We start from the raw sequence: 14824 nt of genomic DNA on the forward strand, positions 1-14824 counted from the left end.
TTCATTTAATTATTTAACTGCCGGATTCATAATTTGCGTGGCTTTTCGGAGATATGGATAACTAACATCATATCCGTCCTCTGAAAATTCATATTCCATATGATAGGTGCCAACACCACCTTTTCGTACTTTCCTGCCATTAACAACCGGATTCCAGCGAGCCATTCCCTCTAATGACTTAATTTTCCTTCCATCCGGAGTAGTAAAATCGGCTCCACCTGAAGTATACTGTTCGAACGACTCTGTGACGATAAATTTCTTTGCACATTCTTCTGCTGACATTACATCGGCATAGTGTTTGATCATATCATCCATGCGGCTATTCAAAGTAGCTTCACTACTGGCTCCATAAGCTTGTGTGATAAAATAATTAAAATAAGGACCATATTTAGCAGGTACTCCGTCGTATACTCCATCAATAACAAAATAACGTCCGGTTCCGGATTTAGGCCCTATGCGTTTTGCCATTGTTTCAATAAATACAGAGATTCTATTTCCCACTCCCATTTCATAATTTGTCGGGAATGGTTGGGGAACTCCGTTTTCCCAATCAAGATCGAATCCATCATAGTTGTATTTATCAATGGTATCACAGATAGCGTTAGCGAATTTAACAATTGATTTCTCAATAGCTTCTTCATCACCATCTATCCATCCCCAGAACTTATGCCTGTCTTCACGAGTGGCATTGTATTCATCAGGGGTAATCTGATCTCCCATTTCTAATACGAGGAATACAACTAACGCTTTAGTTCCTTTCTTTTCTTGCACATAACGAAGGTCTTGCAGCATAGCCTCTGTCGGCGCTTTCCAACCACCCCACATTGAGATGAAATCTACGCTGTCCGGCAATCCGGTCATACAGTTTTCCAGACTTGCACCTTTACCTGTCCAATTACCGAACCATCCGAAAGAAACAGGATGATCGGAAGCTTTGTATGCACGCAAACGAGCATAATATTCGTCAGATTTATTCGTCCCTACTAATTTTTCGGGATTCAAAGATTCAGTTTCCGTCCAATCTTCACAAGCGGAAATAATCAGGCAAAAACCTAACAATGATAAAATGTAATAGAATATCTTCTTCATATTTTTAAGATTAAAATCTGTGAATCTGGTTTTATTTATCAGTGCGTTGCCACCATATCTTAGTATCGTACCCATTACCTCCTAACTTCTGCACAGCTTCATTCACATTTTCTGTATTTCGAGTAAATTCAGTGGTAGGAAAGGGAATGCGGTTGGCCACCGGAATATTCGGACTGATTCCCGGAGCTATCGGAAATAACTTAGGGTAACCGGTACGTCGGTATTCACTCCATGCTTCCTGACCAAGCGGCCATAAAGCAATCCATTTCTGAGTGATAATACGTTCCAATCTGATTTCTTCGCTATCTCTGTCATTCCATTTAACAGTAATAGTGCTGACAGCTCCTGTACTTCCACTTCCTAATGGGTCTGTGTAAGAACTTTGAGGGGTAGCACCTTCTAGATAACTTTCAATACCATTAACTCCCCATTGTTGAAATGAAAGCCGAATTCCTTCCTCGTACAAGTCTTTTTCTTTTCCTTTCATATCCCAATGCAACATTGCACCTTCTGCTTTGTTAAAAGCTGTCTCGGCCGCACTCATCCACAGTGTACGGTCTTCTCTCTGTACATTAATCAATGAAAATCCCAACCGGTCGGATCTGTTATATGAGATACCTGAACGCATTCCTATGTATTCTTCACTACCTGTACTCATTGTTTTCTTTGTGAAATACTTAGAACGACGTGGATCTTGATATCCATTCATGTAAGATGTGATGTCAGCACAAACACAGTGGTCGGACCAGTCGACTAGTACAGTCCAAAGTTGATTTTTGTTTCCGGAAGCAGCAGCATTATCTTCATTGTTTACAATGACTCCGATAGGATGACTGACTGCTTCAGTGCCCATTTGTTCTGCCAAATCAGGGGCAGCAAAACGAACTCGGACAGCCATTCTAAGCTTTAACGAGTTGGCGTATTTTACCCATTTTCTGAAATCTCCTTCATAGATATTATCGAATTTCTTCATGGGCCTTTCCTCTGGGTGTTGATTGACAAATAAAGTCATATCATTAATCGCATTTGTCAGATCTTTGAACATTGCACGATAAGCTTCTTCTTGAGTATCGTAGGGAGAATTTAGATTGCCTGATTCCATCTTACTGTAAGGGATTGCTCCATAAAGGTCCACCAACCGCTGCATGGCAGTTATTCTCAAAATCTGCGCCCAAGCAAAATTAACTCCTGTTCCTCCTGTGACTTCTTTAATCTTGTTCCAAGCTGTGGAAATCTTTACCATGACATTTCCATCTTTGAAAGGTTGGTCTAGCCAATCGCCAGGAGCATTGTAACTAATAAAATTAGCTCCTTTGAATTTATCGGTGGCAAGTACCTGATAACGCCCATAACAGTCACCGATAAGGGATTCCATCGTGTTATATATATTTTCTGTAGCTACCGGATAGGCATAATCACACATCGTCGGGAAGAACGCATTTGCTGCATATCCGTCACGGTTTAGTTCTTCCTCCGATATTTTACCATCCGGTCGGTTCAATTCATCATCCATACAAGATTGAAATATGGACGTGCCAAGCAATAATGAACCTGCAATTGACAAGTGAATAATATATTTATTTATCTTCATAATTCCTGTATATTTGAATATTTAGAATTGTATTTTTACATTGAAGCCAATGTTGCGTTGGCTAGGTTGCATGAAGTAGTCTACTCCTTGGAAATAAGTTCCAGTAGAAGCGGTCAACTCCGGATCGAACAGAGCCTTGTTATAGATCATCCACAAATTATGCCCTACAACAGACAAACTCAGATTTAACTTATTGTTGAACCATTTAGTGGGGAATGAGTATCCCACACTCGCTTCTTGCAGACGTACATTTGTCGCGCTATATACATAATTGGATAGCAGACCACTAATACCTCCGGTTTCTGTATAATACGTTTGTACATCTACTTTCCCATAATTGACACCGATACCTCCATTGTCACGTGCCGTTGCTGATTCCTTCGATACGCCAAAAGCATCCATCACAGCTTGAGTTGGTGATATAACAACCCCACCAAAGCGAGCAGCAAGCATAAAACCTATATTGAATCCCTTATAACTAAAATCATTACGAAATCCAAGATTACTTTTAGGTAATACAGAACCTAACTTCACGTAATCACTAGAGGATTTTATATCCTCTTTCTTTACATTATGTGTAACTGCATCTACGAGTATATTGCCCTCTGCATCTCTTTTCAAACGATTAGTAGTATATATATCACCCATTGTTCCACCTTTTCTCAAAAGATACTTAATAGGTCCTATTCCTCCCTGGTCGCTTTCCGACAGAGAGTAATGAGTTCCATCTTCATCTACATAGTTTTCCAGCAATTCAACAATCTTATTATTGTTGAAACTAAAAGTCACGTTTGAATTCCATCCAAAATCACCCCATTTCTTATTGTATCCTAAAGAGAATTCCATACCGGTGTTCTGTACATTACCTGATTGTGCATACATATAGGCATATCCGGCACTAGCTGACAATGGAATTTTTAAAGTCTGCTTCTTTGTATTTGATTTATACCAAGTGACTTCCAAGCTTAATGAATTATTAAATAACTTTGCGCTTAGGCCAGCCTCCCACGAGTTCGTCTGTTCAGGATAAAGTTTGGGAAGAGGGCGGTAAGTAGTAGTTACCCATTTACTGGTAGCCGGATCTTTTTCGTATTTCCAGGTAGAAGTCAAGTTGCGTGGGATAGCTGAACCGACAGATGCAAAAGAACCACGAATTTTCAGATATGATACAAACTTTGGCAACTTAATCATTTCAGAAATAACGCCAGAAAGTCCGATAGAAGGATAGAAGAATGATAATTGTTCAGTATTTCTTAAAGCTGAATCCCAATCATTTCGTCCGGTTGCAGTAAGATAAAGCATACTTTTCCATCCAAATTCCGCACTTACAAAGACCGAATTTGTACGTTGTTTCCATCCATTCTCTATCGGATAAGTGTCATTACCCAATGTTGTATCCATATTATACAAAGAGAATACATTTGACATATCTTTCAGAGGGCCTTGGAATCCCCTTTCATTATTGTAGGTCTGCGTAAAACTACCACCGATATTGGCTGCGATTGAAAAATCACCAAATCGTTTATTGATATTCAATATAGCATCTGCATATGCTTGACGATCATCTGTTTTCGAATATTTGTAGAAACCATAAATAGAACTAGCAGTAAATTTCGAATCTGTGGATGCATTACGTTTATCTGTGAAGTCACTATTAGCATTATCAATTCGCACACGGGCAATAATATCTAACCAATCTAATATTTGATACTTCAAGCTGGCATTAGCCATATAGCGTTGTTTTTTTGTCCCATGGTTCATGTTGTTGACTACCCAATATGGATTATTCTGCATACTATATCCCGGATCTCCCCATGCCCAGTTTTGAACATTTATTTTCCTGGTGTTATCATATTCCTGATACATACGCACGGTATCGAAATTTTCTCCTCTCGGAAAGAGATAAACTGCAGGTAGCGGATTGAAATATTCACCTTGGGCAATCAAATTGCGGTCCTCTTGTATTATGTAACTGAAACCTACATCCAATGTCATTTTATCATTCAGAAAAGAAGTTGTATTTCTAACTGTAAAGTTATAGCGGTCATATTTACTGTTAGGAATGATGCCTTGAGAATTAGTAGTTCCGGCAGAAAAGTAGGTTTGATTATTTTTATTTCCTACTGACAATGAAATGGTATTTTGGATATTTGTTCCGGTATTAAAAAAGTCTTTTGGATCATATTCTCCAAATGGTGAAATACCTTTCTCACCCCAAGTTTGGAAAGAACCTGCCTTATTTATATAGCTATTCTGGAATTCGGGCATTATAAATGGTCGGGAAAAAGTGGAGTTATTAGAGATGGTAACTCTTGCTTTTCCTTCTTTTCCTTTTTTGGTGGTAATCAAAATAACGCCTTGTGCTGCATTAGAACCATATAAAGCTGCCGCTGCCGGTCCGCTTAATACAGACATACTTTCAATATCTTCCGGATTGATGTCGGAAATACCTTCTCCCTTTGGTTGAGTAGAATATTGACCATTTGTCTCTCCGTTATTTGTATTGAATATAGGTACTCCATCAATTACATATAATGCATTATTATTAGCTGAAATCGATTTTGTACCCCGCATTACGACGCGTGTTGCTCCACCAATACCAGAAGAGGAAGCATTGATATTCACGCCAGCTACTTTCCCAGCAAGTGAATTCATAAAGTTAGCATCCTTAACTGTAGTCAATTCATCCCCCTTCACTTCTTGCACATTGTAACTCAATGCTTTTTGTGATCGTTTGATGCCAAGAGCTGTAACAACGACTTCATCCAATACCTTTGTATCTTCACCCATTACAATTTTCAAGGGTTGCGCATTAGCTAGCGTGATTGCTTGGGAGAAATGCACCTTATCAGAATATATATTCTAAATAAATATGATTCTATCCGTTCCAATTCATACTAACTTATTTTATACTCTAAAGTCCATTATATATCAAAAAAATCTTTTTGCTTATGTTTTTGTGACCTTATTGATAATACTTGACATGAGATTAATCAAGTAGATATCTGACCTACTCCTTTTGTAACTAATAATAAATATAATGAAAGATATCTATCACTCTTGTTTTCTTCACAAATTGTTTTGTTGATTTACATGGAAAAATAAGAGTTGTACATACAATTTGCATGCATTATCTTAGCTTATAGATTGAAGTTGGTCAATAATTGAGCATTTCTAATTCTTTCTTCCTTCTCGAAGTAAGCTAAATAGTTTTCTGTAACAGCTAAATTAGAATGTCCCAAGCTTTCAGAGATATAAGATGTTTTAGCACCGGCACGTTTTAACACAGTGGCAAATGAATGACGTGCTGTATAAGTTGTCAGTTGAGCAATACCTATATTTTCAGCTATTTTCCTGAGTCTTCGATTACATTTAGTAACAATACGTCGTACCAACCTGATTCTTTCAAATGCATTTTCGTTACCTTTGGCATATTTAAAAATATATGTCTGCGGGCTCAACTGTGAATTACCCCATTTATGAATGATATTCCACATTTCTGGAGTTATGGTAGCATGTATCTCTTTAGTATGTTTTGCTGTCCTAGATGTTTTAGAACGCACAAAACATATTTCTCCATCTACAATATTTGAATACCGAAGGAATAGTAAATCCATAAAATTAATTCCATTACATAAATAAGAAAATACCCATAAGTCACGGAACTCTTCTATATCTTTTGCTCCATCTTGATAAGACATGATTTTCTTTATTTCCGGAAGGGTAAGTGCTAATTTGCGTCCGCATCCTTCAGGAATCTCATATCTGTCTTTCCCGAAAGGAAAGGATGATTCTTTTAAAAGTCCATCGCGTACTGTACGGTTTAATATACATTTCAAAGCTCGAAAATAAATACTAATACTTGAATAACTCTTGCCTTCCAAAAGCCAATAACGCTCGCAGCGCTTGAGCCAATCAACTGTTACCCTTTCCAACGGAATGTATGTTCCGCCAAAATTCTCTAAACTTTTTAAGGCACTTTGATAGTTTAAGTAAGTACTTGCTTGCTCATTATCTTTTAACTCTTTCATTTTTAGATTAAAAGCACTATGCAAATTTATATCTTTCATCTGTCTTCCTAGCCTTATATTCAAAGCTTCTATGCTAAATTCCCCTTTCTGAATCAGTTCGTTAACTTGTTGTTTAACTGTGGAAAAACTACATTCAATATCTGCTCGTATTTCGGTTAATAGCCTGCTTTTTGCTTTAAGTAATCTTTCCCATTCTTCTTTTGAAAGTTCCTTTCCGGTCGAGTAATATTTTTGTTTTCTCCTGAACACTACTTGAACCTTAACAGGAAACAACCCACTCTTTTTGGCTCTTCTAGCATCTAATATGGTTAACACAGAAACTCCATCTCTTGAATATTTGAACATAAAATGAATGTTTATATCTTATACATTAATTTAAGTATATAGAAATTGTATGCAAAATGTATGCAAAGGTAATAAATCAGTTCGATTATAATGAATGCATAATTTTCTATTTATCAAATATTTATGTGTCATTCTTTTATTAGTTATTTGAATTTCTCATTTTTTTAAAAAAAAGTCTTATCTTCGTTTAGTAAGGTTACAATATAAAATGTACTACTATTGAATAAGCGCTTATTGAAAAAATGTTTTAAGTGTAACCTTTAAATTTAGTGAGTATGAGAGACAGAGATACATGAAACCTTCGTGTAAGAAGCGATAATACTTTATCGCTTATTGATTTTTACCTAAAAACTATTTCTAATTAATAAGAATAAGATGAAAGAAATTATAAAACACAAGTTTCCATACTTGTTATTCTTCCTTTTGTTGTTTTCGTGTTTTGCTTCAGTTTATGGGCAAGAACGGACGATCACTCTTAATCTATCAAAAGTACCCTTAAACACTGCATTGAAAGAAATTGAGAAGCAAACTTCAATGTCAGTAGTATATAACACAAATGATGTCGATATTAATCGCATTATATCTATTAAAGTATCAAAAGAGTCTTTGAATAATGTAATGAATCAATTATTCAAAGGTATTAATACCAGTTTTTCAATAGTTGATAACCATATTGTACTTTCTGCTAAAAATGATAAAGTAGACCAACAGAAAAAAACACCGATTGCCGCTAGCGGTACTATAACAGATGCAAAAGGTGAACCGTTGATCGGAGTTAGTGTTTTAGTGAAGGGAACTTCAAATGGTACTATTACTGATATGGATGGAAATTTCAAAATACAAGCTGCAAAAGGTGATGTACTTGAAGTATCCTATATCGGTTATGCCTCCCAAGCAATCACGCTAGCCAACGCGCAACCCTTGAAAATTGTAATGGGAGAAGACACCCAAGCATTGGATGAAGTAGTTGTTACTGCATTGGGTATCAAGCGTTCAGAGAAAGCATTAAGCTATAATGTGCAACAAGTAAAAGGTGATGAGCTGACTACAGTTAAAGATGCCAACTTTATGAACAGTTTGAATGGTAAAGTTGCCGGTGTAAACATTCAGCGTAGTGCATCCGGTGTAGGTGGTGGTACTCGTGTTGTGATGCGTGGTAACAAATCCATCGCAGGTCAGAACAATGTATTATATGTAGTAGATGGTGTTCCTATCGGAAATAAAGCCGATCGTTCCGGAGATGGTACTGGGTTCGGTGGAGCAACTTCCGGAGAAGGTATCGCCAACTTCAATCCTGACGATATAGAAAGCTTATCAGTATTGACAGGACCGTCGGCTGCTGCGTTGTATGGTGCCAATGCTGCTAATGGCGTTATCCTTATCAACACTAAGAAAGGTGCGGAAGGTACAATGCGTTTGAATGTATCCTCTTCTGTCGAGTTCGCCAATCCGTTTGTAATGCCGGAATTCCAGAATACCTACGGGAATGTTTCGGGCGATTACTTCTCTTGGGGAAATAAAATGGAACATCCGTCTTCATGGGAACCCAGAGATTTCTTCAATACAGGAGCTACATTTAATAATTCATTCAACCTTTCAATGGGAACAGCGAAGAACCAGACATACATTTCTGCTTCTGCTGTTAACTCTACAGGTATGGTTGAGAATAACAAATACCATCGTTATAACGTAACATTCCGCAATACAGCCAAGTTCCTGAATGACAAATTGACTTTAGATGTATCTGCCAGCTATATTCGCGAATTCTACAACAATATGGTATCTTTCGGTACATATTTCAACCCTATCGTAGGAGCTTATCTATATCCGCGAGGAATGAACTTTGAAAGTGAAAAGTATTTCGAACGTTACAATAACGAACTGGGATATAATGCACAGAACTGGCAACCGGGTGGTATGGGTATGGATGTACAAAACCCGTATTGGATTGCCTATCGTAACCTGCGCCCTGAAGCAAAAGACCGTTATATGTTATATGGAAGTCTGAAATATGACATCACAGACTATCTGAACGTTGCCGGTCGTCTCCGCATGGACAACACATACTCCGAATCGGAAGACAAACGCTACGCATCCACTATCAGCACTTTTGCCGGAGAAAATGGTCGCTATAAGTACTCAAATGAGTTCTACAAACAAAAATACGCCGATATTATGGTAAACTTCGACAAGCAATTTGCCCAAATTTATCATGCTACAGTAAATGCCGGTGTATCTTTCGAAGAATACGATACAAAAGGTCATGGATATGGCGGTGACTTATTACTGGTACCCAATAAGTTTACCTATGGAAATGTAAACTCATCCGTAGCCAATGTTTTCGAAACCGGTGGTGATTCACGCACACAAAACTTCGCAGCTTTCGCTTCTGCAGAATTGTCATGGAACTCAGCCTTATATCTGACATTGACCGGTCGTGCGGATAAACCGTCACAATTGGTGAATAGCAAAGAAGAGTGGATTTTCTATCCGTCGGTAGGTCTGTCTGCTATCGTTACCGAGCTTTTGCCAAACAGCCTTCGTGAAAGTATCCAACCTGTATTAGGCTATCTCAAAATCAGAGGTTCTTATACCGAAGTAGGTTCTCCGATTCCATTCACAGGCTTAACACCGGGAACTATCACCCATAAATTTGAAGATGGGACTGTAGCTCCTTTCGAATATTATCCTTTGAATGACCTGAAAGCAGAACGTACCCGTTCATACGAACTAGGTGTCGACTCCAGATGGTTCAACAACACCATTACTTTAGGAGTGACAATATACCAATCTAACACCTACAACCAGTTATTGAAAGCCGATATGCCGGGAACCAGCGGATATAAATATATGTATGTTCAAGCCGGTAACGTACAGAATAGAGGTATCGAATTGACATTAGGTTACGACCAGACATTCGGTGACTTTAACTACAATACGACTTTCACCGCTACTTCCAATAAAAATAAGATTAAGAAACTGGCTTCCAATGTGAAGAATCCTGTCAGTGGCGAATTGATGGATTTAAGTGATATCAAACTAGGTCGTTTCCGTCTTCGTGAAGGTGGCGAGGTAGGTGCTTTGTATGCTGATCGTCGAGTAGAGAAAAACGAAGAAGGATACATTCCCTACAATCCCGGACAAACAATAGCCACAGAAAATACCACACCGTTTAAGATCGGTTCAGTCAATCCAAAATGGAATCTGGGTTGGAGACATGGTTTCAGTTACAAAGGAATTAATGCCAATGTCATGTTTACCGCAAGAATCGGTGGCAACGTTATTTCTAAAACCCAAGCTACACTGGACCGCTTTGGCGTATCAAAAGCATCCGCTGATGCCCGCGATGCAGGTTACGTAATGTTGGGTAACATTAAGATGCAACCGGAAGATTATTATGGAACCATCTACGATTTGGATTCATATTATGTGTACTCTGCCACGAACATTCGTCTACAAGAAGCCAGCATCGGCTATACCCTACCCAACAAATGGTTTGGCAATGTCGTGAAGAACGTAAACGTTTCAGTATATGGAACTAATTTATGGATGATCTACAATAAAGCTCCTTATGATCCTGAATTAACAGCTTCAACAGGTACATTCGGTCAAGGTTATGACTACTTTATGTTGCCTAGTAGCCGCACTTACGGGTTTAGTTTGAAATTTGGATTCTAATTATTGATAATTGAAATTATGAAAATTAAGAAATACTTATTATTAATCTTCTCGCTAAGTTTATTAACCTCTTGTGAAGATTACATGGATATAAATAAAAGTACCACCGGTGTGACGGACGAAGATCTGGAAGCAGGCGGATTGATCTATGGTACCCAACTAATGGATATGCAGCAGCGTGTTATTCCTATCGGTTCGCCGAGTAAGACTACCGGACCGGGTAACGACCTTGCAGTAACGGATATCATGTCTTCCGGAAATTACATCGGTTATTTTGGAATGAATAATAACTGGAAGTTTGGCACAGAGGCTACTTGGGACTTTGCCGATAATCGAATGAACTATGCATACGAACAGCTTTATATGAAAGTATATCAGCCTTGGGTGCAAATATTTCAAAAGATTGGAACTAGCGAAGAGCCCGAGAAACAAGAAATTATGGCTATATTCAATGTCGTAAAGGCTGTCGGCTGGTTAAGAGCTACTGACTGCTTCGGTCCTATCGTTTACTCCAACGCAGGCAATGGCGACATCGCTCCGGCATTGGATAAACAAGAGGATGTATATAAAGCTATGCTAAAAGATTTGGAGACTTGTGCAGATATCCTGAACAAGGCGACTTCTAAGATCATGCCGAAATACGATTTAATTTACGATGGAGATCCCGCAAAATGGACAAAACTAGCCAATTCATTAATGTTAAGAATGGCAGTTCGCGTTCACTTTGTCAACAAGGACTTATCAATAGAATATATTGAAAAAGCGTTGAATCCAAAGAACGGGGGCGTAATTGAAAGCAAAGCCGATGAAGCTAAAATCGGTAACACAAGCAAATATCCATTGCTTAATTCGTTAATCGCAACAATTGATTACAAAGAAAACCGTATGGGTGCCACGGCATGGTCTTATCTGACAGGTTATAGCGACCCGCGTCTGGAAATGTACTATACACAGGGTACATATAACAAAACAGATGGATACTATTGCATTGCTCCGGGTAACACCCAGGGACAAGGAACAAAAGAGAATAGTGCAGAGTTCGCGTCTTGTCCGAAAGTAGAGAATGCAGATCCATTATATTGGTTCAGAGCTTCAGAAACATACTTCTTAAAAGCAGAAGCTGTATTGTACGAATTAACAACAGGAGATGTGAAAAGCTTGTACGAAGCAGGTGTAAAAATGTCTATGGACGAATGGGGTATTACAGATGCCGTTGCCACTAACTATTTAAACAAGAGTAATGTAAAACCAGCGATACTGACAACGAGCAATTATCACTATGCCGGTTATTATTCCTACAGTTTTGACATCACCACTGGAAATGTTTCTCCTAAGTGGGATGATACAGCTTCTGAAGAAGGCAAACTACAGCAAATTATCACACAAAAATATCTGGCTCTTTATCCCAATGGAGTAGAAGCTTGGACAGAGTATCGCAGAACAGGTTTTCCTTATCTGGCAGATCTCTTCGACGACAATTTGCCAAATAAGATCGGTGCAGATGCAAAAGCCAGAACTCCCGAACGCTTCAGCTTCTCCACAAAGGAATATGATGGTAACCCTAATATGTCATCCATCTCTACTTTGTTGAACGGTCCGGATAAGGGTGGCACTAAGCTTTGGTGGGTACGTCCTGACAGACCAGTCCAGAATTAAATAAGCAATCAATTGTTTTAATAATCAATAAACAATAATTTATATTATGAAATTACGTAATTATTTATACATTGGTATCGCGGCTCTGGGCTTTGCAGCATGTTCCGACTGGACAGAAACGGAACGTGAGATGTTCCCAGAGCAAGAGGAGATAACACGTTATATACCCTTTATTGATGCTCAAAGTGAAGAAGATTTGATGCCTTCACAGCGTGAATATTACCGACAACTCAGAGAATATCGTAAAACTCCTCATGTGAAAGGATTCGGATGGTATGGCAACTGGACCGGTAAGGGTTCAAATGCTCAAAACTATCTAAAAATGTTACCCGACAGCGTAGACTTCGTTTCGTTGTGGGGAATAAGAGGCAGCCTTTCGGCAGAGCAAAAAGCTGATTTGAAATTCTTTCAAGATGTGAAAGGCGGAAAAGCACTACTTTGCTGGATTGTACAGGATATCGGCTCCGGCATTACTCCGATAGGAAAAGATATGTATCAATATTGGGTAGATGAACTAGGCGGCGGAGATGAAGTAAAAGGAAGTATTGCATATGCAAATGCTATCTGCGACACCATTGAGAAATATAACATAGACGGGTTTGATATTGACTATGAACCAGGATATGGGCATTCGGGAACAATAGCAACTAGTCAGGAAATCAGCCCTAGCGGTAATAAAAAGATGCAAGCCTTTATTGAAACAATGAGTGCTCGCTTACGTCCTGCAGGAAGAATGCTGGTAATGGATGGTGAACCAGACCTTTTATCTACTGAAACCTCTAAAATGATAGACCAGTATATTTATCAGGCCTATTGGGAGCGTAGTAAGAGCGCTGTTATTTCAAAAATCAACAATCCATATCTAGATGATTGGGAGCGTAAAACCATTATCACTGTGGAATTTGAGCAATGTTGGAGATGTGGTGGCATTCATCCTGATAATAAGTCAACAAAGTGGAGCGCTAATCAAACGTATACCCCAACAATAGAGGAATTTAAAGGGAAAAAAGGTGCTCAAATCTTTGATTATGCAACTATGGACTTACCTAGCGGTAAACGAATCGGCGGCATAGGTACTTACCATATGGAATACGACTTTGCCAACGAACCCTCATACAAGTGGCTTAGAACCGCCCTTTATTATGGGAACCAGGTATATCCGGGTAAATTTGAATAAACCTTTTAAATAGAAAGAACAATGAAAAAAATAGTTATGACTCTGTTCGGTACGTTGCTTCTAGCAGGCTGCCAGAACGAATTGTATACAGATCCCCAAAAGGACTACGGAAGCGACCAAGGTGCATATATTGCCGCTAAAGGCCCCATCCAGATTTTCGTGGAAGAGGGAAAGGAATATTTCATCAAGGACGTAAAAGTCGGCTTAACGGTGAAAGAAGATAAATCATACGACATACCTTTAATCGCCGGTGATCAAGCACAGCTCGACGAATATAACAGAAAGAATAACACATCCTATCTGATGTTACCACCTGAAATGTACGAAATGCCGGCTGCCATGACTTTTAAACCTAATTTAGCCATGCAGTCCATTCCGGTTTCATTGAAGGATTTAAAATTCTCTATGAAAGGAGATTATGCATTGCCTATCCGTTTATCCAAGGGAAGCATCGCTCCTATTCCGGGTGAAGAAGAGGCACTGATTATTCTGGAAAAACGTACACGTACCAAAGCACTTCTTATGAATAACTATGGAAGTGAAAGCGACCAGATGTTCCCGCAAGACTTTAAAGTCAAGCAGTGGACTATGGAAGTAATGGTCAGACGTTCCGCATACAACGCTCCTAACAGATCTATCGGTGGAACAAAGAATGCCCCTAACTCAAGTCCGCTTGATGAGATTTTCACTCGTTTTGGAGACGTGACGATTGACAATAACCAGTTACAAATAAAAACGGGCGGTGCACAAATCGACATACCGAAGAATAAATTTGCAGCCCAACCCAACGAATGGTATATGCTTGCATTTGTTTATGACGGCAAAGCCACTTTAGTATATATGAATGGAGATTTGGTGGCGGAAAGCGAGATCAGAGATGGAGAATATGGTCTCACCGGCTTCTGGATAGGCGGTAGTAATGAATATGTTCGTGAAGTCCGCTTCTGGGATATCGCCCGCACAGCACAGCAAATCAAGGCATACACTTGGAAGATGGTAAATCCGGACGAAAAAGGATTGCTGCTTTACTATCCTTGCAATGGACAAAAACGTGATCATGAGACAGGTGCAATCACCAATGATGAAAACAAGGTATGGAACTGGGCTACTTACTATAATGGAGACAAGAGTAAGCTAGATCTTCCTTTTCCAACAAGTGGAAAATTCGATGATAATGATGGCAAAATGTTCGTATTCCCTGCCGAATAATAGAATAATAAGACCAAGATAGAAAACTAGAATCTTAAAGCACATCGT

8 protein-coding genes are annotated in these 14824 nt (G+C 38.9%); 4 read left to right on the top strand and 4 right to left on the bottom strand.

Annotated features, from left to right (window positions below):
* Positions 1-9: 9 nt before the first annotated feature.
* The 4 genes from RDN93_RS00390 to RDN93_RS00405 all read right to left on the bottom strand — a co-directional run bounded on the left by RDN93_RS00390 (position 10) and on the right by RDN93_RS00405 (position 7056).
* Positions 10-1089, bottom strand: coding sequence for a glycoside hydrolase family 18 (locus RDN93_RS00390; RefSeq protein WP_308743809.1), 1080 nt, complete (start codon positions 1087-1089; stop codon positions 10-12).
* Positions 1090-1120: 31 nt separating this feature from the next.
* The gene (locus tag RDN93_RS00395) at positions 1121-2680 is read right to left on the bottom strand and encodes a SusD/RagB family nutrient-binding outer membrane lipoprotein (protein ID WP_308743810.1); all 1560 of its coding nucleotides are present in this window, start codon (positions 2678-2680) and stop codon (positions 1121-1123) included.
* 21 nt (positions 2681-2701) lie between these two features.
* Positions 2702-5539 carry a SusC/RagA family TonB-linked outer membrane protein gene (locus RDN93_RS00400; RefSeq protein ID WP_374047351.1) on the bottom strand — a complete coding sequence of 946 codons (2838 nt, stop codon included), beginning with the start codon at positions 5537-5539 and terminating at the stop codon, positions 2702-2704.
* 281 nt (positions 5540-5820) lie between these two features.
* The gene (locus RDN93_RS00405) at positions 5821-7056 is read right to left on the bottom strand and encodes a site-specific integrase (RefSeq protein ID WP_308743811.1); all 1236 of its coding nucleotides are present in this window, start codon (positions 7054-7056) and stop codon (positions 5821-5823) included.
* 375 nt (positions 7057-7431) lie between these two features.
* On the opposite strand from RDN93_RS00405, the gene RDN93_RS00410 reads away from it, so the two are divergent.
* Genes RDN93_RS00410 through RDN93_RS00425 form a run of 4 tightly spaced genes read left to right on the top strand, consistent with a single transcriptional unit; the run spans position 7432 to position 14776 of the window.
* Positions 7432-10734: a SusC/RagA family TonB-linked outer membrane protein gene (locus RDN93_RS00410; RefSeq protein WP_308743812.1), complete on the top strand. Its 3303-nt coding sequence runs from the start codon at positions 7432-7434 to the stop codon at positions 10732-10734.
* A gap of 18 nt (positions 10735-10752) precedes the next feature.
* Positions 10753-12390 (top strand): SusD/RagB family nutrient-binding outer membrane lipoprotein, encoded by a 1638-nt coding sequence (locus RDN93_RS00415; protein ID WP_308743813.1) that lies wholly within the window; start codon positions 10753-10755, stop codon positions 12388-12390.
* Between the two features lie 46 nt (positions 12391-12436).
* Positions 12437-13567, top strand: a complete 1131-nt coding sequence (locus tag RDN93_RS00420; protein WP_308743814.1) for a glycoside hydrolase family 18 — start codon at positions 12437-12439, stop codon at positions 13565-13567.
* Positions 13568-13588: 21 nt separating this feature from the next.
* Positions 13589-14776, top strand: coding sequence for a BT_3987 domain-containing protein (locus RDN93_RS00425; RefSeq protein WP_308743815.1), 1188 nt, complete (start codon positions 13589-13591; stop codon positions 14774-14776).
* Positions 14777-14824: the final 48 nt, after the last annotated feature.

The sequence above is a fragment of the uncultured Bacteroides sp. genome, assembly GCF_902491285.1.
GTDB lineage: Bacteria > Bacteroidota > Bacteroidia > Bacteroidales > Bacteroidaceae > Bacteroides.

Bases quoted from the DNA above. Each gene is read 5' to 3' on its own strand.
- RDN93_RS00395 (WP_308743810.1), bottom strand. From the start codon at position 2,680: ATGAAGATAAATAAATATATTATTCACTTGTCAATTGCAGGTTCATTA.
- RDN93_RS00390 (WP_308743809.1), bottom strand. From the start codon at position 1,089: ATGAAGAAGATATTCTATTACATTTTATCATTGTTAGGTTTTTGCCTG.
- RDN93_RS00415 (WP_308743813.1), top strand. From the start codon at position 10,753: ATGAAAATTAAGAAATACTTATTATTAATCTTCTCGCTAAGTTTATTA.
- RDN93_RS00405 (WP_308743811.1), bottom strand. From the start codon at position 7,056: ATGTTCAAATATTCAAGAGATGGAGTTTCTGTGTTAACCATATTAGAT.
- RDN93_RS00425 (WP_308743815.1), top strand. From the start codon at position 13,589: ATGAAAAAAATAGTTATGACTCTGTTCGGTACGTTGCTTCTAGCAGGC.
- RDN93_RS00420 (WP_308743814.1), top strand. From the start codon at position 12,437: ATGAAATTACGTAATTATTTATACATTGGTATCGCGGCTCTGGGCTTT.
- RDN93_RS00410 (WP_308743812.1), top strand. From the start codon at position 7,432: ATGAAAGAAATTATAAAACACAAGTTTCCATACTTGTTATTCTTCCTT.